24 protein-coding genes are annotated in these 26349 nt (G+C 41.2%); 8 read left to right on the forward strand and 16 right to left on the reverse strand.

Translation table 11 applies throughout. From position 1 onward, the window contains the following. Positions 1-153 precede the first annotated feature (153 nt). A complete protein-coding gene (locus ACHFIY_RS12650; protein WP_410846466.1) occupies positions 154-741 on the reverse strand; it encodes an OmpH/Skp family outer membrane protein in 588 nt (195 codons plus the stop codon). 191 nt (positions 742-932) lie between these two features. On the opposite strand from ACHFIY_RS12650, the gene ACHFIY_RS12655 reads away from it, so the two are divergent. Further along, positions 933-1499, forward strand: coding sequence for a DUF1543 domain-containing protein (locus tag ACHFIY_RS12655; protein ID WP_410846467.1), 567 nt, complete (start codon positions 933-935; stop codon positions 1497-1499). 47 nt (positions 1500-1546) lie between these two features. Here ACHFIY_RS12655 and nth read toward each other — a convergent pair whose 3' ends face one another. The 7 genes from nth to ACHFIY_RS12690 form a co-directional block, all read right to left on the reverse strand. Next, positions 1547-2215: an endonuclease III gene (gene nth / locus ACHFIY_RS12660; protein WP_410846468.1), complete on the reverse strand. Its 669-nt coding sequence runs from the start codon at positions 2213-2215 to the stop codon at positions 1547-1549. A gap of 154 nt (positions 2216-2369) precedes the next feature. Continuing rightward, entirely contained in the window at positions 2370-2993 is a 624-nt protein-coding gene (locus ACHFIY_RS12665; protein ID WP_410846469.1) for a SprT-like domain-containing protein, read from the reverse strand. Next, complete coding sequence (locus tag ACHFIY_RS12670) at positions 2993-3385, reverse strand: hypothetical protein (RefSeq protein WP_410846470.1); 393 nt, start codon at positions 3383-3385, stop codon at positions 2993-2995. Before ACHFIY_RS12670 ends, ACHFIY_RS12665 begins: the two co-directional genes overlap by 1 nt. A 17-nt stretch (positions 3386-3402) precedes the next feature. Further along, entirely contained in the window at positions 3403-3600 is a 198-nt protein-coding gene (locus ACHFIY_RS12675; RefSeq protein WP_410846471.1) for a hypothetical protein, read from the reverse strand. 99 nt (positions 3601-3699) lie between these two features. Continuing rightward, a complete protein-coding gene (locus tag ACHFIY_RS12680) occupies positions 3700-4095 on the reverse strand; it encodes a hypothetical protein (RefSeq protein WP_410846472.1) in 396 nt (131 codons plus the stop codon). A 42-nt stretch (positions 4096-4137) separates the two neighbouring features. After that, on the reverse strand, positions 4138-7599 hold the full coding sequence (locus ACHFIY_RS12685) for a leucine--tRNA ligase (protein WP_410846473.1): 3462 nt from the start codon (positions 7597-7599) through the stop codon (positions 4138-4140). A gap of 146 nt (positions 7600-7745) precedes the next feature. Further along, positions 7746-8360: a MiaE family protein gene (locus ACHFIY_RS12690; protein ID WP_410846474.1), complete on the reverse strand. Its 615-nt coding sequence runs from the start codon at positions 8358-8360 to the stop codon at positions 7746-7748. A 64-nt stretch (positions 8361-8424) separates the two neighbouring features. Here ACHFIY_RS12690 and ACHFIY_RS12695 point away from each other — a divergent pair, with 64 nt between their 5' ends. Further along, the gene (locus ACHFIY_RS12695; protein WP_410846475.1) at positions 8425-9519 is read left to right on the forward strand and encodes an aminotransferase class I/II-fold pyridoxal phosphate-dependent enzyme; all 1095 of its coding nucleotides are present in this window, start codon (positions 8425-8427) and stop codon (positions 9517-9519) included. Positions 9520-9567: 48 nt separating this feature from the next. Here the strand turns inward: ACHFIY_RS12695 and ACHFIY_RS12700 are convergent, their stop codons facing one another. Next, entirely contained in the window at positions 9568-10011 is a 444-nt protein-coding gene (locus ACHFIY_RS12700; RefSeq protein WP_410846476.1) for a hypothetical protein, read from the reverse strand. Between the two features lie 582 nt (positions 10012-10593). Then, positions 10594-11697 carry a redox-regulated ATPase YchF gene (gene ychF / locus ACHFIY_RS12705; RefSeq protein ID WP_410846477.1) on the reverse strand — a complete coding sequence of 368 codons (1104 nt, stop codon included), beginning with the start codon at positions 11695-11697 and terminating at the stop codon, positions 10594-10596. Between the two features lie 351 nt (positions 11698-12048). Here ychF and hxpB point away from each other — a divergent pair, with 351 nt between their 5' ends. The 6 genes from hxpB to rlmN all read left to right on the forward strand — a co-directional run bounded on the left by hxpB (position 12049) and on the right by rlmN (position 18802). Continuing rightward, on the forward strand, positions 12049-12711 hold the full coding sequence (hxpB, locus tag ACHFIY_RS12710; RefSeq protein ID WP_410846478.1) for a hexitol phosphatase HxpB: 663 nt from the start codon (positions 12049-12051) through the stop codon (positions 12709-12711). Between the two features lie 1064 nt (positions 12712-13775). After that, complete coding sequence (locus ACHFIY_RS12715; protein ID WP_410846479.1) at positions 13776-14711, forward strand: ABC transporter ATP-binding protein; 936 nt, start codon at positions 13776-13778, stop codon at positions 14709-14711. Beyond that, positions 14689-15564, forward strand: a complete 876-nt coding sequence (locus ACHFIY_RS12720) for an ABC transporter permease (RefSeq protein WP_410846480.1) — start codon at positions 14689-14691, stop codon at positions 15562-15564. Before ACHFIY_RS12715 ends, ACHFIY_RS12720 begins: the two co-directional genes overlap by 23 nt. A gap of 96 nt (positions 15565-15660) precedes the next feature. After that, on the forward strand, positions 15661-16350 hold the full coding sequence (locus ACHFIY_RS12725; RefSeq protein WP_410846481.1) for a LolA family protein: 690 nt from the start codon (positions 15661-15663) through the stop codon (positions 16348-16350). 326 nt (positions 16351-16676) lie between these two features. Further along, positions 16677-17567: a hypothetical protein gene (locus tag ACHFIY_RS12730; protein WP_410846482.1), complete on the forward strand. Its 891-nt coding sequence runs from the start codon at positions 16677-16679 to the stop codon at positions 17565-17567. Positions 17568-17764: 197 nt separating this feature from the next. Then, on the forward strand, positions 17765-18802 hold the full coding sequence (gene rlmN, locus ACHFIY_RS12735) for a dual-specificity RNA methyltransferase RlmN (RefSeq protein WP_410846483.1): 1038 nt from the start codon (positions 17765-17767) through the stop codon (positions 18800-18802). A gap of 445 nt (positions 18803-19247) precedes the next feature. Here the strand turns inward: rlmN and ACHFIY_RS12740 are convergent, their stop codons facing one another. The 6 genes from ACHFIY_RS12740 to ACHFIY_RS12765 all read right to left on the reverse strand — a co-directional run bounded on the left by ACHFIY_RS12740 (position 19248) and on the right by ACHFIY_RS12765 (position 26147). After that, positions 19248-19640 carry a DUF8785 domain-containing protein gene (locus ACHFIY_RS12740; RefSeq protein WP_410846484.1) on the reverse strand — a complete coding sequence of 131 codons (393 nt, stop codon included), beginning with the start codon at positions 19638-19640 and terminating at the stop codon, positions 19248-19250. A gap of 126 nt (positions 19641-19766) precedes the next feature. Then, on the reverse strand, positions 19767-20210 hold the full coding sequence (locus ACHFIY_RS12745; protein ID WP_410846485.1) for a carboxymuconolactone decarboxylase family protein: 444 nt from the start codon (positions 20208-20210) through the stop codon (positions 19767-19769). A 53-nt stretch (positions 20211-20263) separates the two neighbouring features. Next, positions 20264-20860, reverse strand: a complete 597-nt coding sequence (locus ACHFIY_RS12750; RefSeq protein ID WP_410846486.1) for a Crp/Fnr family transcriptional regulator — start codon at positions 20858-20860, stop codon at positions 20264-20266. A 145-nt stretch (positions 20861-21005) separates the two neighbouring features. Continuing rightward, complete coding sequence (locus ACHFIY_RS12755) at positions 21006-22376, reverse strand: M20/M25/M40 family metallo-hydrolase (protein ID WP_410846487.1); 1371 nt, start codon at positions 22374-22376, stop codon at positions 21006-21008. A gap of 252 nt (positions 22377-22628) precedes the next feature. Further along, positions 22629-22946 carry a hypothetical protein gene (locus ACHFIY_RS12760; RefSeq protein ID WP_410846488.1) on the reverse strand — a complete coding sequence of 106 codons (318 nt, stop codon included), beginning with the start codon at positions 22944-22946 and terminating at the stop codon, positions 22629-22631. A gap of 411 nt (positions 22947-23357) precedes the next feature. Then, positions 23358-26147, reverse strand: a complete 2790-nt coding sequence (locus ACHFIY_RS12765; protein WP_410846489.1) for an outer membrane beta-barrel protein — start codon at positions 26145-26147, stop codon at positions 23358-23360. Between the last annotated feature and the right edge of the window lie 202 nt (positions 26148-26349).

A 26349-nucleotide genomic window follows, 5' to 3' on the forward strand; every position in this document is an offset into this window, starting at 1 on the left:
TTTACAATTAGAAAAATAGCAGGTAGCCATAACGGCAAAAAGTAAATATAGGATTATTCTTTTATTGCCACTAATGCACGAATAGGCACTAATAAAATTATTAGTGCCTTTTCGTGCATTAGTGGCAATTTTCTTGAAATTCTTATCTTATTTTTATTTTGTTTTATACAAAGCGTTTAGCCCTTTTATTAAATCGTTGGTAATGTTGTAGGCAGAGTCTTTATAATAAATCAGGTCTGCATTGCTAGCAATGATAAAAGAATATGTTTTGTTTTTGTTGTAATCTTTCAAGTAGTCTTCAATCTTCTTTTTTACGTCTTGCAGTTTTTTAAAGCTTTCGTCCTGCATTTCTTGGCTCTTAGCTTGTTCTTCCTGCGTGTATTCCCTTTCGCGCTGGGCAATGTCTTGCTGCGCTTGTGCCATTTCTGTTTGGCTCATGCTTTGCCCCTTGGCTTGGTATTCTTTTACCTTGGCTATATAGGCATTTTTCTTAGTGGCCAGATCGCTGCGTTTTTGTTGCTCGGAATTGCCTAGGTCTTTGGCTACTTGCTTGTAATACTCAAAATTGCTTTGTAGCGAGTCCATTTCAAAGTAAGCTACTTTAAAACTACCTGGCTGTGCATTAGTGGGCAATGCGGCACTGCCATGCCCAGTACATTGTTTAGAAGAAAAATGCAAATAGAACAATATAGCCACAGCGACTGCCAAAAAAATATTTAACCCAAGTGTAAAATTTTTCATGTATTTCTTGATTTGGCGTTAAAAGTACAGGCAAAAAAGCAACTAGCGATAATTGGCAGGGCATAAAGCCGATTATTTTAGCAAAGAACTAAGAGAAATAAGGATAAGTGGCTGAAAGTAGCGTTGTAATAATTTAAAAAGAAGCATATACAACACAGCAATAACCTTATTTTGCAACAAACCACCAATATATGCAGGAATTAAAGCTTTTTATGGTATTACTGGGTTGCCGTTTAAAAAACAGGCATACAGAGCAGCACGATATGTTTTTTGGCGTTGCTACGTCTATACAGGCATTAGTACCTGATATTAACCACTTTTGGCCAGAGGCTAAGGGTAGGCTGCACATTGATGCGTGGCGGGAAGTAACGAATGTGGACGGGTACGGAATAAAGATTGTGTTGGACAATGAAATGCCCATGACAAATGAAGAAACACTAAAGCTGTTTTTCCTAAACCTAGGTGGGTACAAGCCACAAGAGTTTGAAGAATACCATTACAAGATGCTTGCCGTGGGGAAAAGTATAACTGAGCCTATACGGCAGGCCAAGCAAACAGCTTTTTACAAGCACTTTGATATAGCAGGCGCACCATCGCATATTGACGATAAATATGGCATAGACGTGGACGATGCTTACGAGGTAAAAGACATTTTGCCTGCGGAAACCAAAAGCAAATACAGCATCCTTATTGAGCCTGCTACCAAAAACCAACCTGATGAAATGCACCTAGGGTATTTTCCATTGGATAAACTGTGAAGAAAAGTTGCCACAAAGACACAAACTTACATTTGGATAGTACGAAATTATGCCCGAGTTAAGTTCTTCTTTTCTTTTTTCTCAAGTGCTTGGTAATATTTGCAAATTGTTTTTAAGCCACATTCCTTGCATTTTGGGTTGCGGGCAGTGCAGGTGTACCGACCAAACAAAATAAGCCAATGGTGCGCTTTGTGCACCATATTGGTAGGTATGTATTTTATGAGTTGTTTTTCGGCAGCCAATGGGGTAGTTGCATTGGTTGTTAGCCCTAGCCTTGCACTAACCCTGAACACATGCGTGTCAACAGCCATGTTGGGTTGCTGGTCTATCACGCTTGTAACTACATTGGCCGTTTTGCGGCCAACTCCTGGTAGTTGCACCAATTCATCAACAGTCATAGGCACTTCCCCGTTAAATTTGTCTATCAGCAAATTGGCCATCCCAATGAGGTGCTTTGTTTTGTTATTGGGGTAAGATATGCTTTTGATTAATGGAAAAAGTTCGTCGAAGCTAGTGGCCGCTAATTCTTTTGGGGTGGGGTATTTGCTGAAAATGGCAGGCGTGGTAAGATTTACCCTTACGTCTGTGCATTGGGCAGACAATATTACAGATACCAATAATTGATAGGGACTGTCATATATCAATTCTGTTTCTGCATTGGGTATTTCTTCTGCCAAATAGCCTAAAACAATTTGGTAGCGTTCTTTTTTTGTCATGGGGGCAAAGATAAGAAGTAGTAAGTGGTAAGTTATAAGCAGTAGGTAATAAGTAGTAAGCGAAAAAAAATCTTTTCTTTTTACAAACAAATTTGCCACTAATTGCTAATTGCACTAATATGCTGCTCCCAACTTACGACTTACCACTTATGACTCATTCCATTAATTTCACTTCTGCCAGCCCGCTGAAAGAATAATGCCTTCCTGTTTCCATTTCTATGCATTCGTAGCGTTTCCTACGCTTGCCTATTTTTTTGAAAAGCCTTCCGTTTTCTGTTATAAAATTTGCCCCGTTGGGTACTTTGTCAATTATTACAAAGCCAGGGCGTTGCTGTGTATTGTAATTGCGCAGTACCATCAGCAATGCCGTTTCGCCACTAGCGGTTGCAGCCGGGTTTTTGATAGATTGCTGCAATGCTTTCTCTACATCTGGTGGGAATATTTTTTTTGCCACAAAATCTTGGAGCAATAGGCTATAATGGTTTTTCCATTCAGTACCGTGGGGATCTACTTTGTTTTGGTATTGTTCAAAAGTAAATAAATGTGCCAACTCATGCAGGAAGGTAATCAGGAATTCGTATTTGTTCAGGTTGCCGTTGATGCTTATTTTATGGTTGCCCCACCCTGCTGCATGGCGGTAATCGCCCAGCACACTCCTTCTTTTCCGGGTAACGGTAAGGTGTATTTTGTAGTGGTGTACATAATGTACCACAGGTTCAAAAGCATTGTCGGGCAAATAAGCCGCCAATGCGTGCATGGGGTGTTCTGTTGCCGCCATCAATCTTTTTTATTCAATAATAAAGCTGCTCTTACGTCCAAGACTGTGTATATGACATATAATAACATGATGGTAAAAATAGCAAAAATACTTTTGTTGTTGCCAGCCATTAACAAATAAACAACCATGGCAATACCAAGTGCAAAAAGTTTTATGGCGGTGCCGCCTAGCACGCTCCTGCTAAATACATGTGGGTTGGGGTTTTTAATTGCTTGGATATGCATCCACGCAGTGAAGGCAGACAAGGTATAAAGCAGCCAGTTGCCAAGGATAACCACGCGGTGGCTGATGCCTAATTTGTCAAAAAAACCAGCTGCAAGCTGAAATACTAAAGTGATAAGTACAAAAACAAGAAGGGAAGGCAAAAGCAGTTTACCGTAAGGATGTTTCATATTTGATTTTAGGGGATTTACTTTGAAGTGTCTTTTACTATTTTAATAATAACTACTACTAAAAAAAGGAAGGGAAGCAGCCACACCAGCAAGGGGAAAGATTGTATATAATGCTTGTCAATCCATAAACCCACAAAAACCATCAAGCCAAGGCCAGCAAACAGTTGCGTAGCCAGCCCGGCATATTTCCACAAAAGGTTTTTGTTTTCTTGCAACTTTTAATTATTTTAAATTTTGAATTTTAGATATTAAATTAGGGTTAACTAGAAGTAAGTAAATAATTTAAAATTTAAAATACATCATTCAAAATAATCCTAGTCGTTGCTTACATCTGTCTTAGGTATTTTAATGACAATGGTATCCAAACTGCTAGGGCTGTTGCCGTTGAGTACTTTTTTTATGCCATCTAAATACTGGTCTTTATAATGAACGGCTTGCTCCAGCGAGTCGGTGCGTATTTTCAACAGTTTAAATGCTGTTTCACTATTGCGGCTGCCATAGCCGGGTATATAATATTTCATTGGGGTAAAAACAATTAGCGCCACGGTAAGGCTTACCAATATTAAAAAAGTGGCACTCATTACAATATAAACAGACAGCCTGTCTAGCTTGAATGTAACCAACTCCTGGTATGTATCGTCGTTCATTACCACCAGCCGATAGCGGTTTCGCAGGCGCTTGAATGTTTCTGATGTATTGAGTATTGACATAACGTAGCAAAAATAAACTTTATCTGCTCAACTGGAAAGTATTTATATCACCACATTAATCATCCTATTCTTTACAAACACTATTTTTTTTGGGTCTTTGCCTTCTAGCCATTTTTGCACCACTTCATTTTCCAGAACGATGGCTTTTACGCCTTCTTCTTCTACGTCTAAGCCTATGTTGATATTGGCACGTACCTTACCGTTGATGCTTACCGGGTAGTCCTTGGTGCTTTCGGTTACATATTTCGCTTCGAATTTGGGGAATGGGGCATCTATCACCAATGTTTCATTACCCAATGAATGCCACAATTCTTCTGCTATATGCGGGGCATAAGGGGTAAGCAGGATGAGTACTTGCTCCAGTATGGCTTTTTTGTGGCATTTGGTATCGGCCAAATCATTTACGCAGACCATAAAGGCACTCACGGCCGTGTTGAAGCTGAACCTTTCGGTATCGTCTTCTATCTTTTTGATGGTGCGGTGGAGTATTTTCAGTTCCTCGGGGGTAGGGGCATTTTCGTTCCAAACCTGCCCTTTCAGTTCATCATAAAACAAACGCCATAGCTTTTTCAGGAAGCGGTGTACGCCTTCTATGCCTTTGGTATCCCAAGGTTTGCTTTGTTCTATGGGGCCGAGGAACATTTCGTACATGCGGAAAGTGTCTGCACCAAATTTTACAACTAAGTCGTCTGGGTTGACGGTGTTGTATTTAGACTTAGACATTTTCTCCACCTCAATGTCACAAATAAATACAGATTTACCTGTATATTTTTCTTCGGCAGAAACAATGCACCCATCTTCCATAATAAAATAGTCTTTTGCAGGTCTATTTTTATTAATCCCGTTAATAAATACGTTGATATTTAATTCTACACCATCTACAATATTTACATCAACGCGAGAACGATTTATAGTAAATGATTGATTACTATCTAAGTTATGCTTAATTAGAAGTTCGGATACTTTTTCTTTTAATTGAGGGGTTAATGTATTCCATCCTAATGATAAATTAATACTGGGTATTAAGGTATCGGCAGGCCATACTATATTTTCAAAAGATATCCAATAAAAGAACCTACTACTTCCCGTAATCATCCCCTGATTCAATAACCTTCTAAAAGGTTCATCAAAACTAAGATGGCCTAGGTCGTGCAGGGCTTTTGTCCACATGCGGCTGTAGAGGAGGTGGCCAACTGCGTGTTCTGTGCCGCCGATGTATAGGTCTACCTGGTTCCAGTAGTCAGTGGCTTTTCGACTGGCAAATTCGGTGGTGTTCTCATTGTCCATGTAGCGGAGGAAGTACCAGCTACTGCCGGCATAGCCGGGCATGGTGTTGGTTTCGAGGGAGACCTCACCAGCAGAGACCTCACCCCAACCCCTCTCCGAAGGAGAGGGGCAAGCATCCGTAGCGGAGTATTGGGTAACCCAGTCTTTTATATTGGCAAGCGGCCCCTCGCCTTCTGGGCCAGGGGAATAGCTATCTACTTTTGGCAGTTCTAAAGGTAGTTCACTTTCGGGTAGTGGGTAAGCAATCCCATTTTTCCATACAATGGGGAATGGTTCGCCCCAGTAGCGTTGGCGGCTAAAGGCAGCATCCCGCATACGGTAGTTGATTTTGCGTTTGCCAATACCCATTTCTTCCAGCTTGGTTACGACAATGTCTATGGCATCCCGAAGTACGATGCCATTCAGGAAGCCGCTATTACTTAGGACGGCATCTTTGGTGGCATTGGGTTCTGTGCCGTTGAAAGCATTGCCAATGATATTGGTAATGGGGATGTTGAAATGGTTGGCAAACTTAAAGTCACGCTCATCGCCGCAAGGCACAGCCATGATGGCTCCTGTGCCGTAGCCAGCTAGTACGTATTCACTGATCCAGATAGGTATCTCTCTGCCGTCGAATGAATTGATGGCATACGCACCTGTGAAGCAGCCTGTAATCTTTTTCTCTGCCTGACGTTCCCGCTCGCTGCGGCTTTTAACGTAAGTGATGTAGGTATCTACTGCTTCCTGCTGTGCAGGGGAAGTGATTTGTGCTACCAGTTCATGCTCGGGGGCAATTACCATAAAATCAACCCCAAAGATGGTGTCTGGGCGGGTGGTGTAGACTTTTAGAGAGACCTCTGCTGGAGAGACCTCACCCCAACCCCTCTCCAAAGGAGAGGGGCAAGCATCCGTAGCGACGTTTGGAACTTCGTTTTTATTTTCAGGTAGGGCTTCGCCTAATTTTTCAATAACTGATGGTAATTGATTTAGTATTTCTTCGTTGGTAAAGCGAAGCATAGTATAGCCATGTTCTGCTAACCATCCAGCCCTTGCTTCATCAAATTTTTGTTGTTCTATTTCGTCATGATAACCGCCATCAATTTCTACAATCATTTTCTGCTCAAGGCAAACAAAATCAGGGATATAACCAGCAATGGGGTGTTGCCTCCTGAACTTAAAGCCATTTATTTTCCTGTTCCTTACCTCGTTCCACAATATAGCTTCTGCTTCTGTTGCATTTTTTCTATTTTCCTTAGAAAAAGAAGAGAGGAATTTCCATTGCTCTACTGTGTTGGTAAAATAACCAAGGGTAGATAATGCAGGTTCTTGCCCCTCTCCTTTGGAGAGGGGTTGGGGTGAGGTCTTTACAACAAAATCTATCTCCGCCCCTGTGCTTTTGCCAATCCAGTTGGTTTGCATTTCTTTCATGGCATCGCTCCATTCTAGTTTTTCGAGGTCTTTTAGCAGCCTGTCTGCATATTCTGTGATGCGGAGGTACCATTGGCGGAGTTTCTTTTTTACCACGGGGTGGCCGCCGCGCTCGCTAACGCCGTTTACAACTTCGTCATTGGCAAGCACAGTGCCGAGGGCTTCGCACCAGTTTACTTCGCCAATGCCACAATAGGCAAGGCGGCAATCCATCAGTATATCTTGCTGCTCCTTTTCGCTAAAGGCTTTCCATGTTTCGGCGGTGAAGGGGGCAATGTGTGCTTTTTGACCGTCTATTGACTTGGAGCCTTCGGCTTCAAAGGCTTTAATTAATTCCGTGATAGGCACTGCTTTTTGCAGGCTATGGTCGTAATAGCTATTAAACAGTTGCAGGAAAATCCATTGTGTCCACTTGTAATATTTAGGGTCGCTGGTCATTACCTCTCTGTCCCAGTCGTAGCAGAAGCCTATTTTGTCCAACTGCTTGCGGAAGTTGGCAATGTTTTGTTCAGTAGAAATAGCAGGGTGCACACCATGTTCTATGGCGTATTGTTCTGCGGGTAGTCCGAAGGCATCGTAGCCCATAGGGTGCAGCACATTAAAGCCTTTCAGGCGTTTGTAGCGGCTATAGATGTCGCTGGCAATATAGCCTAATGGGTGGCCCACATGTAGCCCCGCACCGCTTGGGTAAGGGAACATATCCAATACATAATATTTGGGTTTATCGCTGGTATTACTCACTTTATAAGCCTTGGAATCGTTCCACTGCCGCTGCCATTTTTCTTCTATTGCCCTGAAATTATATTCCATATTTTGTATTTTGTCTGAACCTTTGATTTGTGGGATTTTTTTGATTAAAATGATTCCCCACATTGTATAAAAAAAACTTTCTTGCCTGCCAAAATTATCCTATTTCTTCTCGGTATCCTTTTTTAAAACATACACAACCCAGCTCATCAATGTATCCTATCGCCCCTTACTACCAAGTTAGGAACTATTTCCGCCTCGTAAGCCAGCCATTCTTTCCAGCGGATGCGTACTTTTTCCTTGTCGAAATAGGTTTCTGCCAAGTCTATGAACAAGGTGTAATGCCCTGCCTCGCTTTCCATGAAACGACGATAGAAATTACGCATATATTCATCTTCCAAGCCCTCGCTTAGCCGCTTAAACCGCTCGCAACTACGGGCTTCTACCAAAGCCATGGTTAGCAACTGATCCAGCATACGTTCTTCCTCCCTGCCACCCTTCTTTTGAAAAGCAATTAGCTGGTTTACATATTCGTCCTTGCGTTGCTTGCCAAGGGCAAGGTTGCGCTTTTTCAGTTCATTCAATACCAGCCTGAAATGCCCCCATTCCTCAGTTACGATAGGCGCAAGTTCAAATACTAGCTTTTCAAAATCGGAATACCGCTGAATTAATGAAATACAGGTCAATGCAGCTTTTTGCTCGCAATAAGCATGGTCGGTAAGTATAGCACCTAGGTCCATGGCTGCCAAATCGACCCAGCGTGGGTCGGTAGGCAGTTGCAGGCCTAAAATATTTTTAGTAGCATTTGATAACATTTCATTCATGGTAACAAGTAAAAATTGGTGGCCAAAGCTAATGCCTAATCATCAATTCCTTTAGCTTTGGGTAATGTATAACGATGATTTCTTGCAAAACCGCCTATTGGAACGCAAACAACAGGATGCATTCCGGGTGTTGCAATTGCCCACTGGCGAGGTTGATTTTTGCAGCAACGATTATTTAGGGTTGGCGACGGTTGATCGTTCACCGTTAACTGTCAACGGTCAACGGTCAACTGGTAGTGCAGGTTCCCGCCTTTTAGCTGGCAATTACCAACTAGTGGAAGAAACAGAAACCTTGATAGCCGATTTTCACAATGCAGATTCGGCACTTATATTTAATTCCGGCTACGATGCCAACCTTGGCTTGCTAAGTTGCGTGCCGCAAAAGGGCGATACCATCATCTACGATTTCCTCAGCCATGCTTCTATAAGGGACGGCATACGCCTTTCGCAGGCACAGTCTTTCGCTTTCCTCCACAATGATATGAACGACTTAGAACGTAGGCTGAAACAAGCAACTGGTACTATTTTCGTGGTAACAGAATCTGTTTTTAGCATGGATGGCGACTACTGCCCTTTACAGGAAATAGTGGCTTTGTGCCAACGCTACCAAGCCCACCTGATTATTGACGAAGCACATGCAACCGGGGTGGTTGGCATCAAAGGCGAGGGGCTGGTGCAAAGCCTACAATTAGAAAACCAAGTTTTTGCCCGTGTACATACTTTTGGCAAAGCCTGTGGCTGCCATGGGGCTGTGGTGCTGGGTTCTATAGATTTAAGGAATTACCTGATTAATTTTGCCCGTAGTTTTATTTATTCCACAGCTTTACCGCCCCATGCGGTGGCTGTGATAAAGAAAAGCTATGAAACATTCCCTTTTATGGAGGCCGAAAGAGAGCATTTGAGTAAATTAATCAACCTGTTCCAATCTGCTACTATCCATTACCCAAAGTTGGTTTCAACAACACCTATACAAGTAGTTATAGTAGCTGGCAACAAAGAAGTAAAACAAGTAGCGCAACTATTGCAACAAAACAACCTGGATGTACGCCCTATCCTGTACCCTACCGTGCCAAAAGGGAAAGAAAGGCTACGCATAGTGCTGCATAGCTTTAATAGCAAAGAGGAAGTGCAGTTGTTGGTGGGGTTGCTGGGCGGGTAAAAAAGAAAGAGCACACTTGCGAGGGTAGGGCAACCGCAAGGGTTGCTCCTACGATGATTGGACTTCTTTGGCTTTTTTGGTAAGGAATTCCATGATGCGGTTACTGACAGGTTTTGCTAAAGGCATATCGACTTCCATGATGTAGTTTGTAAGTTCTTCAACCACCATGTAGTAGTAACCAATATGTATTTTCTTGTTCATTTTTTCGATGCTGCTGGCCATTTTGTGGATGTTGCCCATCTCGGCAGTTGTAAGCTGCCTATTTTCGGCTAGTGCAAGGTTTTGTATCTCGGTAATCATATTGTAGAAATTGCCAACGATTTGGTTTACTGAAGTTTGCTTTGCTGATCGGAGCAATGGCCAGTTGTCTTGTTTTGACCAACGGGAGATAGTGTTTGGTGAAATTTTAAATACATCAGCTACCTGTTCTTGGGTGAGGGAGGAATTGATAAAAAGTGTTGCTGCGCGGCCTCGTTCGAGTGCTTTTTTCATGTTTATTTTTTTGTTTGAAAATTTTAAGTCTTATACTTTATTGTAACTCATTGAAATAGAGCGTTATTTTGTCTTTACAGATGGGATTTTCATGAAGTTTTATGGTGATTTATTGTGGATGTAATAACTATTTATTGTGGATCAATGGTGATTTATTGTGTACCAATGTTGATTTATTGTGGATGAATGTTGATTGTTTACCCATCATCCGCTAAAGGGGTATAGGCGTGAGCCCAAGAGCGGAAATAGGGAAAATTGCACCTCTTTGGGTACATTAGCGTAAACACAATGGTTGCCATAATGTGGCTTGTATTCTTTTCTTTTTTAATTGTTATCATTTTGGTGTAAAGTTGGTTTTTATGAAAGGAAAATGCCAAAGAGAAATCCTATATGGGGGCATTTTGGGATACTCATGGGGGCATATTTCCCCCATATAGGATTTTGATTAGTGAAATTTATAATTACTCTTTTTTAGATGTAAGGGAGTAATAGGAAGCAAAAACTTGAAAAGTGCCAAAATCGAAATGAGGCATAAAATTTTCACTTTATACCTCATTTCGATTTTTATTAAAAATAAGCGTTCTACACATTAAACCTAAAGTGCATCACATCCCCATCCTTCACAATGTATTCCTTGCCTTCTATGCGTAGCTTGCCATTGTCGCGGCAAGCGGCTTCGCTTTCATATTTTACAAAGTCATCATAGGCAATCACTTCTGCCTTGATAAACCCTTTTTCAAAATCGGTATGTATCACGCTGGCAGCCTGTGGGGCTTTCCAGCCATGGTGAATAGTCCATGCCCTTACTTCCTGCACGCCAGCTGTAAAATAGGTATCCAATCCAAGTAGGTTGTAGGCAAAACGGATTAATCGGTTCAAGGCAGGCTGTGTCATTTTGTATTCCTCCATGAACATTTGCTTATCGTCCTCGTTTTCCAGTTCGGCAATTTGGGCTTCAATGCTATTGTTCATCACTATCACTTCTGCGTCTTCTTCTTTCACGGCTGCTTTTAGGGCTTCGGAATATTTGTTGCCCGTATGCATACTTGCTTCATCGACATTGGCAACATATAAAACAGGCTTATCGGTCAGTAAAAACAAATCGGCCACGGCTAATTTTTCGTCTTTGCTCAAGCCCAGTGTGCGGATGCTTTTGCCTTGAAACAAGCATTCTTTGCAGCGGGTTAATATATCAAATTCGGCTTTTGCCTTGGCATCATTGCCTACACGGGCCATTTTTTCTGATTTCTGCCATTTTTTTTCTACACTGTCCAAGTCTTTCAATTGAAGCTCTGTATCAATGATTTCCTTGTCGCTGATAGGGTTGATAGCACCTTCTTCCCTCAATACATTTTCATCTTCAAAACAACGAATAACGTGTATAATAGCATCCACCTCACGGATATTTCCAAGGAATTTATTGCCCAAACCTTCACCCTTGCTGGCACCTTTTACAAGGCCGGCAATATCCACAATTTCTAACTGTGTAGGGACAATGCGGTTGGGCTTTACCAGTTCAGCTAATTTGGCCAAGCGTTCGTCTGGCACATCTACTAACCCAACGTTTGGCTCTATGGTACAAAAGCGGTAGTTGCTAGCCTGTGCCTTGGCACTATTGCTCACCGCATTAAACAATGTTGATTTTCCTACATTTGGCAACCCTACTATCCCTGCTTGCAAACTCATTACTATTTGTTTTATGAGCTGCAAATGTAACGTTGCAGTGTTTATAAGCTAAAAAAATAGATTTAGGAGTAATAGCAAAGTTTTATTGTTGCTACTCAGGTGCAAGTTTGGTTAATTTGCCACGAAGGCACGAAGACACAAAGAGCAACAAAGTTTTAAAGGAAGATGAAGAAGAAAAGAAAAAATAGGAAAAAAGAAGAAAAATTATATCATCAATACCTTTTAACCTTCTTTTTCTTCGTGCATCTTCGTGTTTTTGTGCCTTTGTGGCAAAAACACAAAGCCAATGTGTGGCGATTAATAACAAAGTTTCTTCCTGTAATAAATGATAGATAAATTACCTTGCGCCCCATGGCAATAGAAAGCGTGATTTTTGATATAGACGGGTTGTTGATAGACAGCGAGCCTTTGTGGACAGAGGCAGCTGCAGAGGTTTTTAAAGAGTATAACTTTAGCATTACGGAGAAGCAATACCTTACTAGCACCGGGCTGCGCACAAAAGAGTTTGTAGATTGGTGGTTTAGCTATTTCAACATTGACGCACAGGAAGCCCCAATTGCCGAGCAAAAAATAATCAATACTGTTTTAAGAAAAATAGAACAAAGTGGCAATACCCTGCCTGGCGTGCATTATATTTTAAATCTTTTCCATGACAAAGGGTTGAAAATAGGCTTGGCGACTTCATCGCCCCAAGAACTAATTGACTTAGTACTGGCAAAAACGGGTATTGCACCCTACATATCGGCAACTGCTTCTGCCCGATTCCTACCTTATGGCAAACCGCACCCTCAGGTATATTTGGATTGTGCCGAAAAATTAGGCACAGCCCCTACTTCCTGCTTATGCTTTGAGGACTCTTTTAACGGCATGATTTCGGCAAAAGCCGCCCGCATGAAATGCGTAGTGGTGCCTCACCATGCTCAGCTAAAAGAAGAAAGGTGGGGGGCGGCTGATTTAAAATTATCGTCCCTTCAAAACTTTGGCGAGCTGCACTTTGGTTTATTGTCTGTGTAGTTGATGACTATCAGTAGCACAATGGGTGCATAAAGGTTCTTTTGCTAGGCTGATGGTTGCTAATCTATAAAAGGTTGGCAACTATACAATAAGTATTTGTTTAAATATTTAAAAAGGCCGCTCCAATTTTCTAAAAACAGTCTTTGTTAAGGTTTTTGGTTGCTTACTCCACTATTATTTTTTGTGTGCGTTAGCGTGGAGCGGCGTGATACCATAGAGATTTAAAAACGGGTTTTGAATTTTCAACTTCTTCTCTACTAGCAATACGTGTTGCATGTATTCAGTATATAGTAGGCTGCAACCAGCATCTAATGCTGCCGATACTATGATGGTATCAAAAATTTGCAGATTATACTTTTTAATTAAACTAAATGCCTTTTTGTAAGGTAACTCGGCTTGTATTTACCAAATGACAACTATCAAGTATTTCTCCAATTATTATTTCAACCCGGATTTTGCAGTTGAAATCTATTGCAAGCCCCAAATACTTCAAACACAAGCATTTGCTTGATTTTTTGGCCTTGCCATAGAACACTATGTTTTCGACCAAAAATTCAGCTCAAATACTTGTCTTTATTGCATTTGAACCTTTCATAACGAAGTCAACTGCAAAATCCGGGTTAAAATAGTTTCAGTTTTGCCAATTTTCGGTTTTTTTCCTATTTGCGATTTTTTGAAAAATCGTCCCCTCGCCTCTAAATCATTGATTATGAACAATAACGGCAAATTTTTAATGCTTATTTTGTGCTTATTTTCTGCGTATTTTTTGAGTGATTTATGCTTATTTTGTGCGTGATTTATGCGTAATTCACAGCCATAAATACGAGACCAAATTTTATGACTACAACTATCTTAATATTAGTAAAAAAAGAACTATATTTAGGATGCCAAGACACTAGTTTTGTGAGTAGTTTGTATCAAGTGTATTTCAAAACAAAGATAAGGTTTTTATAGATTGAGGGGTATCAGGACAAGGCGAAAAAGTTTTATGCTCCCCTTCCTGCCCTCCCCAAACTATTTCAACACATCTAACAACTAACTTCGCCGCCAATTGTAATATCTATATGCAGTCTGTAATAAAGGTCTCACAGCTTACCAAGCAATTCAAAAACCTCACTGCCGTTAGCGATTTGTCTTTTTCGGTAAACCAAGGCGATGTATATGGCTTCCTTGGGCAGAACGGAGCGGGCAAAAGCACCACCATCCGTATGCTGCTCACGCTGATAGCACCCACCAGCGGCGAGATAGAGCTATTTGGCATGAACATTAAAACCCACCGCTCCGAGATACTAAGGCAGGTAGGGGCAGTGGTAGAAAAGCCCGATGTTTACAAATACCTGTCAGCCTATGAGAATGTATCGCTATTTGCCAAGCTAAGCGGCATAAAAGCAACCGAGAAACTAGTCATGGATCAGTTAGAAATGGTGGGGCTTGCAAGCAGGGCTAAGGACACAGTAAAAACATTCTCCCAAGGCATGAAGCAACGGCTAGGCATTGCCATAGCTTTGGTACATAACCCCCAGTTAATAGTGCTAGACGAACCCACCAATGGCCTTGACCCACAAGGCATTGCTGATATACGCAACCTGATTTTGCATTTAAGCAAAGAAATGGGCAAGACAATTGTAGTGTCTTCGCACTTATTGAGTGAAATTGAACAAGTGGCTAGCCGCTTGCTCATCATTGACAAAGGCAAAAAACTGGTGGAAGGCAATGCTCATGAACTATTTGACCCAGCACAGACCATCGTGGAAATAGAAACGGTAAACAATGCCTTTGCCCTGGCACAATTGCAGCAAAGCAGTTGGCAAAGCTGCCTGCAACCACAAAGAGGCAGTAATCTGCTATTGAAATTGCATAAAGAAGACCTGCCAGCATTCCACAAAAGCCTTGTAGAAATGGGGGTGGGGGTAATTTCGTTCCAGCCGAGGCATAGTTTAGAAGATTATTTTTTACAAATCACTAGCAACAACCAGCATGTACCAGCTTTTACAAATTGAGTTATATAAAATATTCCGCCGGCCAAGGACATATATTGCCTTTGCCGCCATCTCGGCATTGATTGGCATTATCCAACTGGGGCTAAAGATGAATGGCGAAGAATACATAGGTTTTATGATGGCCAATGTAGGCCAGAGTTTTACTTTTGACGGCAAACTGCTGAATGGGTATTTGGTGTGCTATATTCTGCTGCAACTGCTATTGGTGCATGTGCCGTTGCTGATAGCCCTAGTAGCCGCCGACATGATTAGCGGCGAGGCCAATATGGGTACACTTCGATTGATGCTTACCAAACCCATTAGTCGCACGCAGTTTTTGCTGGCCAAGTTCACGGCATCGGCTATTTATACGTTCATGCTGTTGGTTTGGATAGCTTTGCTGGCTTTGTTTTTCAGTATGTTTTTGTTTGGAACTGACGATATGGTGATACAAAAAACCAATTATTTAGTGCAGTTGCCCGTGGGTGATGTTTTCTGGCGCTATGTAGGTGCGTTTGGGTTTGCATTACTATCTATGCTTACGGTAACTGCGTTGGGCTTTTTTCTATCGCTATTTGCTGAAAACTCCATTGGACCTATTGTAGCTACCATGAGCGTGATTATCTTTTTTACCATATTGAGCACCATGAGCATCCCATTGTTCCAAAAAATACAGCCATTCCTTTTTACCACCCATATGGTAAACTGGAAGGAGTTTTTTGACCCGCAGGTAAATTCGGAGAACACTGTGCTTGTTGGCACTGTGCAGCGGCCGGGGCGTATCATTACATCTACACTGATGCTTGCAGGGCATATTGTGGGGTTTGTGGTGGCAACAATAGTGATATTTAAAAAGAAAGATATTCTTACTTAATTATGAGTTATGAATTATAAATTATGCGTGTTTTGCAATAATTTTTTAATTCATAACCCATCATTGAAAATTCATAATTCTTAATCAATAGTTATAATGAAGGTTCTTGCAATTTTAATAGCTTTTCTAGGTGTTCATTCTTCAGTTTTCAGCCAGGACATGATGCCATTGGTAAACAAAGTAAAAGCCAAGCTGGATAAAGTGAATGACTATGTAGCCGAGGGCAACATGAAAACCGACGTGGCGTTTATAAAAGCACCTGTTGGCAAAGTGAAAGTGTATTTTAAAAAGCCAAACCGTTTTAAGCTAAAGCGAGACGGGGGCATATCTATCCTGCCAAAAGGTGGGGTAACGGTAAACATGAGTACGCTGATAGCTGGCAATGAATTTGTTGCCCTAGCCGTGGGCGATAATGTAGTGAATGGCACTAAGGTAAAAGTAGTGAAATTAGTACCTACCAGCGATAACAGCGATGTAGTTCTTTCTACTTTGTATATAGACGAAGCAAACTTGCTGATACTAAAAGCGGCCACCACAACCAAGGAAAATGGCTCTTTCGAAATAGAAATGACCTATGGCAAATACATGGCTTATGCGTTACCCGATAAGCTTAATTTTAGCTTCAATACCAAAGACTATAAAATGCCCAAGGGCATAGCTCTAGAATTTGACGATGAGGAAAAACAAACCGAGGCAGAAAAAATAAAACGCCGCAAAGGCAGGGTACAGATTAATTATACCAAATACACCATCAATGAAGGGGTAGCGGATAGTGTTTTTAAATAATTGTTGCCTAAACTTGGATTTCTAGGATTGAAAGATTATTGGATTTTATCTGGTTGAAATGGATGTGCATATAATTTTTTCTTCCTCCGACAAACCGCATAAGATTGGAAAAAATTATGCAGCTAAATGGATTATTAGATTTCCTGAAGTTTAAATTAATCCTAAAATACACTAATCCTAAAAATCCAAATTCAGACTATCCTTTTTACCTTAAAAACTCAACACTTCACCGAGGCTTTTTTGGTAAAATAATACCAACTTTGCATTTGTATTTGTTTACCCAAACTAAATACCATTTTTAACATCTTAACCAAAGAAAGGCTACCATGAAAAAAGGAAAACAACCACTCGAATTGTATGGACTATTATTTATTGCCATTGCATTGCTGCTGCCTTCCTGTAGGTTTCAAAGGGCTAGGCGCTATGTTAATGCCAGCCAAGCAGCCAACATTGTATACTTAACAAAAAAAGGCGATGCTAAAATTACTGGCTATTACTCCGGCGATGGTAGCAAGAAAAATGATGGGTGTAATATACAGGGTGCCTTTGCGCTTACTAACCATGTTGCCATAATGGGTTCATTTACGTTTAAAAGAGAAAGTAATTACTACCATTACGACACAGTGCTTTTTCATAGGAATGACTCGGCTTCAATTGTACAAACAAACTTATTCGACAGTTCCTTGCTTAAATACCATAGGAAAACATTTGAGGCAGGTATTGGGTATTTCACCCAACTAAACCGCCTCCGTGCAAGAGGAAAGATTATGTTCAATGCCTATGTAGGAGTGGCACTCGGCAATTCCACCTTAGACGATAGTGGGCTCGACTCCAACAGCAAGCCCTATAGCAGGTATTATAATTTTAACAACACCAAGTGGTTTGCGCAATTTGGCTTCAATTTTATGCCATCGCCCTATTTCTATGCATCGGTTGGTGGAAAATTGTCTTTGTTTCATTTTGGTACGCCTTCAACTTCTTACACGGCTGCAGAGATGAATTATTTTTATCTTGATAAAGTCAAAAAGCAAAACTTTTTTTTATGGGAGCCTTACGCAAATTTGCAGTTTGGTTTGCCGGGCTGCCCTTGGCTAAAAGTAGATGCCCAACTATCGCTCACGCCCAATTTTGGTAACGATTATCCAAAAGTACACACATTCAATGGCTCCATTGGCCTTACAATGGAAGTACCAAACGCTTTTCCTAAACATAAATAGGATATGTTGCCACAAAGGCTAAAAGCTGTACTAAGAAGAAAAGAAAGACAATCCTCTACCTTTTTCCATTAATTCTTCATTGCTATCCTTCTTTTCTTCTTTCCTTAAAAAACTTCGTGCTTCTTTGTGCCTTTGAGTCTTCGTGGCTATACTTCTTCGTGGCAACCTATCCCACTTTTTTCAATTACCTTTGCCGCATGTCAACGTTACGCAACATCCGCCACCTTCCGCTAAAAGAACTAGAAACCTATTTCGCTTCCATAGGCGAGCAAAAATTCCGTGTGAAACAAGTGCACGAATGGTTGTGGCAAAAACATGCCCATAGTTTTGACGACATGAGCAATATCAGCAAGGGCTTGCGGGCAAAGCTGGCATCAGAATTTACGCTTCCTGCCTTGTGCGTGGATGCTGCCCAATATAGCGAGGACGGCACTGTAAAAAGCCGCTTCAAAACCTTCGATGGACATTTTGTAGAAGGCGTATTGATACCTACCGAAGAAAGGAAAACAGCTTGTGTATCTTCCCAAATAGGTTGTAGTCTTAGCTGTAAGTTCTGTGCTACTGGATATATGGAACGCAAACGAAACCTCACTTTTGATGAGATTTACGACCAAGTTGTACTCATCAACCAGCAAAGCGAAGCCAAGTTCCAGCAAAAACTTTCCAATATCGTGTTCATGGGCATGGGTGAGCCCTTGCTGAATTACAACAATGTACTTGCCGCAATAGAAAGGATTACTGCCGAGGATGGCCTTTTTATGAGCCCTAAGCGTATCACTGTTTCTACTGCTGGCGTAGCCAAGCAAATAAAACATTTGGGTGATGATAAAGTACGCTTTAAACTGGCGGTTTCTTTACATGCCCCTACAGATAAAAAAAGGAACGAAATAATGCCTATCAACGAAAGCAATAATATTGCTGTGTTGATAGAAGCCCTTAATTACTTCTACAAGCAAACGGGCAACGAGATAACCTTTGAATATATCTTGTTCAAAGGCTTTAACGATAGCCCTAAAGATGCTGAGGACTTGATAAAAATATGCCGGCAAGTGCCTGCTGACCTTGTAAACATCATTGAATACAACACCATTGATGCCTTTAAATTCTACAAGCCAGATGAAAGGGTAGTAGATGAGTTTATGACTATACTGGACAAAAACCGGGTAAATGCCCGATTGCGCAAGAGCAGGGGTAAAGATATTGATGCGGCTTGTGGGCAATTGGCGAATAAGTAGTGGAGTTGTAGATAAAAACTTGTTTTCATTTTTTCCTTAGTTTTAAACTCAGATTTTGCAGTTGAAATCTATTGCAAGCCCCAACTACTTCAAACACAAGCATTTGCTTGATTTTTGGCCTTGCCATAGTTCACTATGTTTTAGACCAAAAATTCGGCTCAAATACTTGTCTTTATTGCATTTGAGCCTTTGATAACGAAGTCAAATGCAAAATCCGGGTTTAAGGTAGCTATTCAGAACCAAGGGGGCTTTTTCAGACAGTTTTCAGATGCTCCATGGGGTTTTAACCCCGTGCAAACAATGGGTTGAAACCCATAGGAAAGTGAACAAAGACGTGCAAGCCTATTCTGAACAGCCTACCTGACAGACCTGAATGGGGAAAGTTATTTCGGAAATGTTACTTACTGTTTTTAAGGCAAAAAAACAGCAATGCTTGCCCCTATTTCTATTTTGGGCTTACTCCCATTTGCCCGTTGGCCTCTTTTATATAATAAATACTATCTACTACATACACTGTGTTGCCACGCCATGGCAGCACGCCAAAATAGCGCTGGTAATGCAACTCCACATCTTTGCCCGCATTTTCTATTAATTGGTTGGCTATCTTTTCATTTGCCACGCTAAACTCAAATTCATTGCTTTGCACGTTGGCCTTGAAGCCGCTTTGTATCAATATGCCTTCGTAGGTTTTAAATACATACCCTTTTCGTTGGAAAGTATTCAACTGGCCCGCTTTTGCGCCTTCGGCAAAAACAAAGTAAAACCTTGCATAAAAAGCAATGGCTCCTGCCACTATAATTACAGCAAGTATTGTCCAAAGTATTTTTTTTCCTGTCATAATTTTTTCTTTGTTAATACAAAGTAATGCTTTTAAAATAACTTTCCCCTTTCCTACGAAGCGGCACGCCTTCCAGTTAGCCCAATAAAATGAACCTAAGTGGGGGAAGTTATTTTTACAACATCATTAATCAATAGCAGGCTGCATGTGGGTTGCAATTCCAATCCTGTTCCATGCATTGATTGTTATAATAGCCATAATAATTTCTGCCACCCTTGTTTCCCCGAATAAACGGATAGCATCGAGGTAAGTTTCATTTGAAACCCCACTTTTGCTAATCAGGGTTACTTCTTCGGTTAAGGCAAGGATGCTCCGTTCTTCCTCTTTAAAAAAGTTGGTTTCGCGCCAAGCACTAAGCAAATAAATACGCTGTTCAGTTTCGCCATATTTACGTGCATCCTTGGTATGCAGGTTAATACAATAAGCACAGCCATTTATTTGCGAAGCCCTTATTTTAATAAGCTCTTTCTGGATATTGGTCAATTGGGTGGTTTGCAGGTATTTGTCTAGGTTCACCAGTGCTTTAATTGCTTCAGGCGCTACTTGGGGGATGCTGATTCTCTTTTCCATAATTGTATTTTTTTATTGAACAGCAAACCTATGGCACTCATTTTAGGGAAATCTTAAACTGGTTTAGGAAATAGTGACTGGCTTTGTTTTTTGCGCATTTCACTCAGGTATTCAGGTGTAAAATTGAGGTAAGAAGCTAGCATATATTGAGGGATACGCTGTACAAACTCCGGGAAATGGGAAATAAAATGCTGGTAGCCTTCTTCCTTGGAAAAACCATACAAATATTTTATCCGGAGTTGGGATGCTGCTAGTGCTTTTTGCAGCACCACCCTGAAATAGCGTTCCAGTTGTGGCAATTCCCTTAATAGGTTTTCCTGTGCCAAGTAGTCCAAAGCCACAACTTCTGTATTTTCTACCGCCTGAATATAAAAAGGTGAAGGCTTTTGGTTGCCAAAGCTCATATAGTCTGCTACCCACCAGTTTTCTATGGCAAACTGGGTTATTTGCTCCACGCCTTTTTCATTTATAAAAAACAACCGTAAACACCCTTCCTGTACAAAAAAAGCTGATTTGCAAACCTGGCCTTCTTTTAGTAAAAACCCTTTCTTTTTTACTGTTATTGGTTTTAGGCAAGAGGCAATTGTATCCACATCGCTTTCGCTAATATCGGCAAACCGCTTCATGTGCTGTATAATTGGGTTGTGCATCTTGAATGTTTAATGCGCTAATTCAAATCCACTAATTTATAAAACAGCCAAGAGCCGTTAGAGATATTTCCTATTTCTTTTACTTCTTCTTATCCCAAAACGCTTTGTGCTTCTTTGTTTTTTCGTGCCTTCGTGGCAAAAAACACTACAAGCCGTAATTATCTACAAGGTATATCAATGCAGCCATGTTAACCGCTCCTAGCAATAATTCCCGCCTGTTTACATTTTCAAAAACATCGCTGCGGGCATGGTGCACATCAAAATAACGCTGGCTATCTGGGATAAGCTCGGCTACTGGGGTTTTAAAAGCGGCTTTTAAAGCCTCGGTATCTTCCCCACCGCCGCCAACGGTAAAGGAACTCCCGCCATAAGGTTCAAAAAGTGTTTTCCAAGCATTTAGCTTGCCCCATGCCTGTGCTGGCACGCCAAAGCTAAAACCCCTAGGTGTAAAGCCGCCCGCATCGCTTTCCAAGGCAAAAATGTGCTGCTCGTTTTTTTCCTTGGCTGCTTCGGCGTATTTTTCTGCCCCCTTGCTGCCATTTTCCTCATTGGCAAACAATACAAAACGGATGGTATGCTTGGGGTGATAACCAACAGCTTTAAGCACCCGCAGCACTTCCATGGTATGCACCACGCCTGCCCCATCGTCGTGTGCGCCCTCGTTCACATCCCAACTATCTAAATGCCCACCAACCGTTATTATTTCATTTGGCAAGTCCATGCCCGTAATCTCGGCAATTACGTTGTAAGCCGTAGTATCTGGCAGAAAATGGCCATGCGTAACCATTTTGATGGTTACAGTTGATGCAGCACATTGCTGCCATAACCTATCTGCATCTTGCAAGCCTATGGCCGCTGCTGGTATCTTGGGGAACGAGTCGTTGTATTCTTGCGCGCCCGTGTGTGGGTTATTGTCGGTAGACTCGCTCATGGAGCGTACAATCATGCCTACTGCACCATATTTGGCGGCACGGCTTGCGCCTGTCCATCGGTATTTCCCTGCATCAGCATAGGAAAGAAACGTGGCTATATTGGTAGGGTTGAAGGGGTAATTATAAAAAACAATTTTGCCCTTTACTTTGTCTTTTAGCTGCTCCAATTGGGCAAAGTCTTTCACGGCCAACACTTCTGCCGTTACGCCCTTAGATCCACTGCCTATTGTATTGCCCAAAGCCAGTGCATCCAGCGTAGTTGGTGAGGGTTTGCCATTGATGGCCGTTATGGCCACTTTGTCGTTTTGCCCACGCACCCAGTGCGGCACTTTGCATTCCTGCAGGTACACTTTGTCTGCCCCAATGCTGTCCATGGCTTTTTTGCCCCATGCAATTGCTTTTGCAAACTGTGGAGAACCGGCAAGCCTGCCGCCAACGCTTTTGGTCAATTGGCGCAGCCATTCGTAAGCCTTGCCATTGCGCATGGTTTCGTCGCTTATGTGCTTGATGAGAATGGAATCAGTATTGGTTTGTGCCATGGCCAGCATCGGCAAAAAGGCTATTAGAGGTAACATTTTTTTCATGGGATAAAGATAAAAGTAAAAAGCAATTGAATGTTTTTTTTGCCCCATAGGCAAGGATTTTAGCCACTAAGGCTAAAAGTAGCACGAAAGGAAGAAATGAAAGAACCAGTGTTTTTTTTTGTTGATAAGCAATAGCATAGGGCTACGAGGCTACAAGCCGAGAGAGGGGGTAATTACGGTGTTTCAAACATAAAAATAGGGGCGCAAAATTTTGCGTCCCTATTTTTGATACATTCTTTAAAAACTATTTGCTTAAAATATTAAAATCAACAATAAGATAATAATGATAATTGCCCCTACGGAAAGATAGATACCGCCGCTCATTACTTTCAAGCGGTGCTTAATCGTTTTTACTTCCACGCGCAAACCTTTCTTCTCAGACGAGTTAAGGTTCGTCCTGTCCATTGTGTATATTTCATTTAGCCTGTTGGTCAAGGTTTTTGCTTCCAATGAGTCATCATATGCGGATGACGTCGGAGGCATGTTGGTAATGTTTGCGGCTTTTGTTTGGAAAGGGTGCATTAAAAATGACACACACAATACCATTGCGAGTAGAATGTTTTTTTTCATGTTGTTTTTTTTTATTTTTTGCGTTTTGAAAAAATTATCAATCAATGATTTTTGATTGCAATAACAATTTCGTTAACATAATGCCAATATTAGTGCCAAGTAAAATTTGGTTACGTTGTACATCAAAACACCACAGCTTGAAGCAGTTCTTCGGGATAAAACAATAATAATGTATAAAATTTTACCCATATTTAGATGGTTGACAAGCTAATATACAGGTTAGGCCTAATTAGTTGGGAGCAATTTATAACGCATTAGTCAAGAACATTGAGAGAAATCTATAGGATTTTAGTTTGTATTTTTTTGTATTATTTAAATACCAGTATTGCCTGTCATCCAATAACTTTTTCAAATTCTTTTTTCTTTGTGCCACTTTGTATTTTGTGCCTTCGTGGCTATTCTTTTTTTCTTTTAGTTCCTAAACTTGCCACCGCCTTGTTTGCCCGGGTTGTTGCCGTTGCCATCACCCATTATGTTTTTAAAAGCTGCATCTAGTTGCTTCTGCTGGCCTGCAAACTTGCGCAGGTTGTAGGTAAAGGTTACCATGAAAAACCTTTGTAGTACATTGTTTTGCACGTCTTGTATATAATTGTTCGTAGTATTCCTGCTTACGCTTACGTTTTGGTTCAGCAGGTCAAATACGCTGAATTTTATTTCACCCTGTTTATTACTAAATAGTTGCTTGGCTAAGCTTGCATTCCATAGCGGTAAGCTGGCATTGTAGCCCTGTGCAAGACCACTATTAAAAGTGTAGTCAAACGTGCTGCCCAGTACCCAGCCACCATTGAAAGTATAAGTAGGCTCGACAGAAAAAGATTCCACATAATAGTTTTTGTTGTTTTCCGACTTGATGGAATAGCGGGCTAAATTATATGTATAGCCTGTGTTTAGGTTTAAATCCAGCTTTTCATCCAGGTTCATCGTCCAGTTGATGGCTTCGCCTACAGAAGAATTGTTTGTATAGTTGATGGCATTGTTTATCAGGCTCACGTCCCTGCTTAGCCCGCCATTGGTAATAAAATTCAAGTTGCTTTTGGGCTTGTTCACCTGAAAACCATAGTTGAAATTGCCACGGATATAAAATGTGCCATTTTGGTTTTGGCAAGTGGTGGTTTGGTAGCCATTCGCCAATTGGGTAGTGCTGTTTACTACTTTGTTGGTAGTGATGCCTGCATTTAAAAACCCGGAAATATTTCGGAAGGTAATTTGGTTTACGGAAGTATATAAAAACCGGAAATTATGAGAGAACTCTTGCCCTAAATTGGGGTTGCCCGTTACAATGTTTGCTTGGTTGCCATTATTAGGAACTGGCTGCAACTGTGCAATGCTTGGCTGGTTGCTACGGCCACTATAATTAATGCGTAGTACCTGTTTCCTGCTAAAATTGTAGGTATAGCTGGCAGTTGGGTATATATTGGTAAAATTCCTATTGAAATGGCTGTCTTTACTAGGGTTATCGCTTTTCAGGTTGGTGTACTGTACGCCGTTGCCAATACTAAAATTGGCTTTTTCGGTTTTAATGCGGTAGGCTATGCTGACCCTGTTTGAACTGCTGTAGTTCTCAAAATAATTGGTAAGGCTATCTACCAAAAAGTTGTAGCTTTTTGCAACACTATCATATGAATATGTTTTTCTGTCAGACGTGTTGGTGTTGCTGTTGTACCCATAGCTTAGTTCCACCACATGGTTTAACATAATTGGGAAGGTGTAGGAAAAATTGCCGTTGAAACTATGGCTATTGCCAATATTCCCATTTGTTTGGTTGGCCAGTTTTACGGAATCTAAAGGCACATAATAGTGCGTCAAAGCATAGTTTGTGCCGCTATTGTTGCTGTTATTCAGGCTTTCGGTTAGGCTGATAGAAAAAGTATTACCCGGCTTTTTAAATCGGTGCCTAAAAGTGCCATTGATGCTACCACTAACACTAGTGCCGTTGCTGCTGGTGCGCTGGTTAAGGTCGTTTTGGTTGATGGCATTTTCATTGTACACAACGCTTTTAGAAGTATTGGCTATAGTTTGGTTAGTGCCATTGCTGTTTTGAAACGAAATATCTGGCCGTACAATCAACGTATTCATCGTATCGAACTTTTGTTCCAGGTTCAGGTTGATACGGTGGTTCAGCGTTGTCCTATTGTTGCTGGTGGCAGAATTGGTAAAGTTAGAAGTGTCGTTATTAGGTATAAACTTTTCCGTAAAACTCCTCGAATCCCTATTGGTAGATAGGTTATTGAAAAAATAACTGCCCGAAAAATCTGCTTTTTTTGCCCATAAGTCTGTAAAGTTCAGCCCTAGTGCTTCGGTAGTGGTAATACCCGCCCTGCTGCGGCCACTGCCGCCGCCATCTTGCGCCGTGAAGCCTTGTACGTTAATGTCGTTTGCTTGTGCCAGTACCGTTATTTTTTGGTCATTCTTAAACCTGCTGAAATTGGCATTTTCCTCATACCGCCCTTGGTCGCCCGCCGCTGCTATTGCCCTGCCAAAATAACCTTTTTTCCTGTTCTTCTTGGTGGTGATGTTGATGGTTTTAATACGGGTACCATCGTCAAAGCCACTAAAAGCACTCTGGTCGCTCATGGCATCGTATACTTGTATTTTGTCTATAATATCAGGAGGTAGGTTTTTGGTGGCCATTTTAGGGTCGTTGCCAAAAAAGCGTTTGCCATCCACAAAAATGCGCTGCACTTGCTCTCCCTGGGCGTTGATATTGCCATCCTTGTCCACCAATACCCCTGGCAATTTTTTCAATAAATCTTCCACTACTGCATTGGGCTTTGTTTTAAAGCTGCCAGCATTGTATTCCACAGTGTCGTTTTTAATGGTAATGGGGTTGTTCTGAAATACGATTACTTCCGTGAGCATGTTGGATTGTACAGCTAGGTAAATTTTGCCCATGTCTAGTGTTGGTTTCTGTTTGCTAAGCGTAATCTTTTTGGTCAATGGCTGGTAGCCTTGGAAATTGATTTGCACCATGTAGCTGCCCAACGAAATATTGTTTATTTCAAATACGCCCCCTTCCTTGCTTAGCCCAAACACCTCCAAAGTAGAATCAGTAGCATCCAGAACAGTAATGGATGCGTCTTTCAAGGATTGTTTGCCAACGCTATCTATTAACTTTCCTGTGATAGAACCGGTAATGATAGTTTGGGCATGAATGGTATTGGCTAATAAAAGTATAGTAAGCAGAAGATACAATTTAGTCATAAAGCAGCCTAGAAAAGATTAATAATTAGCCATGGGCTATTCCCCCATTCAGCATCACCAAGACTTGTTTTTTGCCGTGAGGTTTAAAAATATACCACTGATTAAATGATTTGCATGATTTGTTACTACTCAAGAGCATGTTTGGTTAATCTGCCACGAAGGCACGAAGACACAAAGAAGCACAAAGTTTTAAACCAATAAA

This window comes from Parasediminibacterium schistidii, from assembly GCF_046546515.1.
Lineage (GTDB): Bacteria > Bacteroidota > Bacteroidia > Chitinophagales > Chitinophagaceae > Parasediminibacterium.

Coding starts and splice junctions, on each gene's coding strand:
- ACHFIY_RS12650 (WP_410846466.1), bottom strand. CDS start 741: ATGAAAAATTTTACACTTGGGTTAAATATTTTTTTGGCAGTCGCTGTG.
- ACHFIY_RS12655 (WP_410846467.1), top strand. CDS start 933: ATGCAGGAATTAAAGCTTTTTATGGTATTACTGGGTTGCCGTTTAAAA.
- nth (WP_410846468.1), bottom strand. CDS start 2,215: ATGACAAAAAAAGAACGCTACCAAATTGTTTTAGGCTATTTGGCAGAA.
- ACHFIY_RS12665 (WP_410846469.1), bottom strand. CDS start 2,993: ATGGCGGCAACAGAACACCCCATGCACGCATTGGCGGCTTATTTGCCC.
- ACHFIY_RS12670 (WP_410846470.1), bottom strand. CDS start 3,385: ATGAAACATCCTTACGGTAAACTGCTTTTGCCTTCCCTTCTTGTTTTT.
- ACHFIY_RS12680 (WP_410846472.1), bottom strand. CDS start 4,095: ATGTCAATACTCAATACATCAGAAACATTCAAGCGCCTGCGAAACCGC.
- ACHFIY_RS12685 (WP_410846473.1), bottom strand. CDS start 7,599: ATGGAATATAATTTCAGGGCAATAGAAGAAAAATGGCAGCGGCAGTGG.
- ACHFIY_RS12690 (WP_410846474.1), bottom strand. CDS start 8,360: ATGAATGAAATGTTATCAAATGCTACTAAAAATATTTTAGGCCTGCAA.
- ACHFIY_RS12695 (WP_410846475.1), top strand. CDS start 8,425: ATGTATAACGATGATTTCTTGCAAAACCGCCTATTGGAACGCAAACAA.
- ACHFIY_RS12700 (WP_410846476.1), bottom strand. CDS start 10,011: ATGAAAAAAGCACTCGAACGAGGCCGCGCAGCAACACTTTTTATCAAT.
- ychF (WP_410846477.1), bottom strand. CDS start 11,697: ATGAGTTTGCAAGCAGGGATAGTAGGGTTGCCAAATGTAGGAAAATCA.
- hxpB (WP_410846478.1), top strand. CDS start 12,049: ATGGCAATAGAAAGCGTGATTTTTGATATAGACGGGTTGTTGATAGAC.
- ACHFIY_RS12715 (WP_410846479.1), top strand. CDS start 13,776: ATGCAGTCTGTAATAAAGGTCTCACAGCTTACCAAGCAATTCAAAAAC.
- ACHFIY_RS12720 (WP_410846480.1), top strand. CDS start 14,689: ATGTACCAGCTTTTACAAATTGAGTTATATAAAATATTCCGCCGGCCA.
- ACHFIY_RS12725 (WP_410846481.1), top strand. CDS start 15,661: ATGAAGGTTCTTGCAATTTTAATAGCTTTTCTAGGTGTTCATTCTTCA.
- ACHFIY_RS12730 (WP_410846482.1), top strand. CDS start 16,677: ATGAAAAAAGGAAAACAACCACTCGAATTGTATGGACTATTATTTATT.
- rlmN (WP_410846483.1), top strand. CDS start 17,765: ATGTCAACGTTACGCAACATCCGCCACCTTCCGCTAAAAGAACTAGAA.
- ACHFIY_RS12740 (WP_410846484.1), bottom strand. CDS start 19,640: ATGACAGGAAAAAAAATACTTTGGACAATACTTGCTGTAATTATAGTG.
- ACHFIY_RS12745 (WP_410846485.1), bottom strand. CDS start 20,210: ATGGAAAAGAGAATCAGCATCCCCCAAGTAGCGCCTGAAGCAATTAAA.
- ACHFIY_RS12750 (WP_410846486.1), bottom strand. CDS start 20,860: ATGCACAACCCAATTATACAGCACATGAAGCGGTTTGCCGATATTAGC.
- ACHFIY_RS12755 (WP_410846487.1), bottom strand. CDS start 22,376: ATGAAAAAAATGTTACCTCTAATAGCCTTTTTGCCGATGCTGGCCATG.
- ACHFIY_RS12760 (WP_410846488.1), bottom strand. CDS start 22,946: ATGAAAAAAAACATTCTACTCGCAATGGTATTGTGTGTGTCATTTTTA.
- ACHFIY_RS12765 (WP_410846489.1), bottom strand. CDS start 26,147: ATGACTAAATTGTATCTTCTGCTTACTATACTTTTATTAGCCAATACC.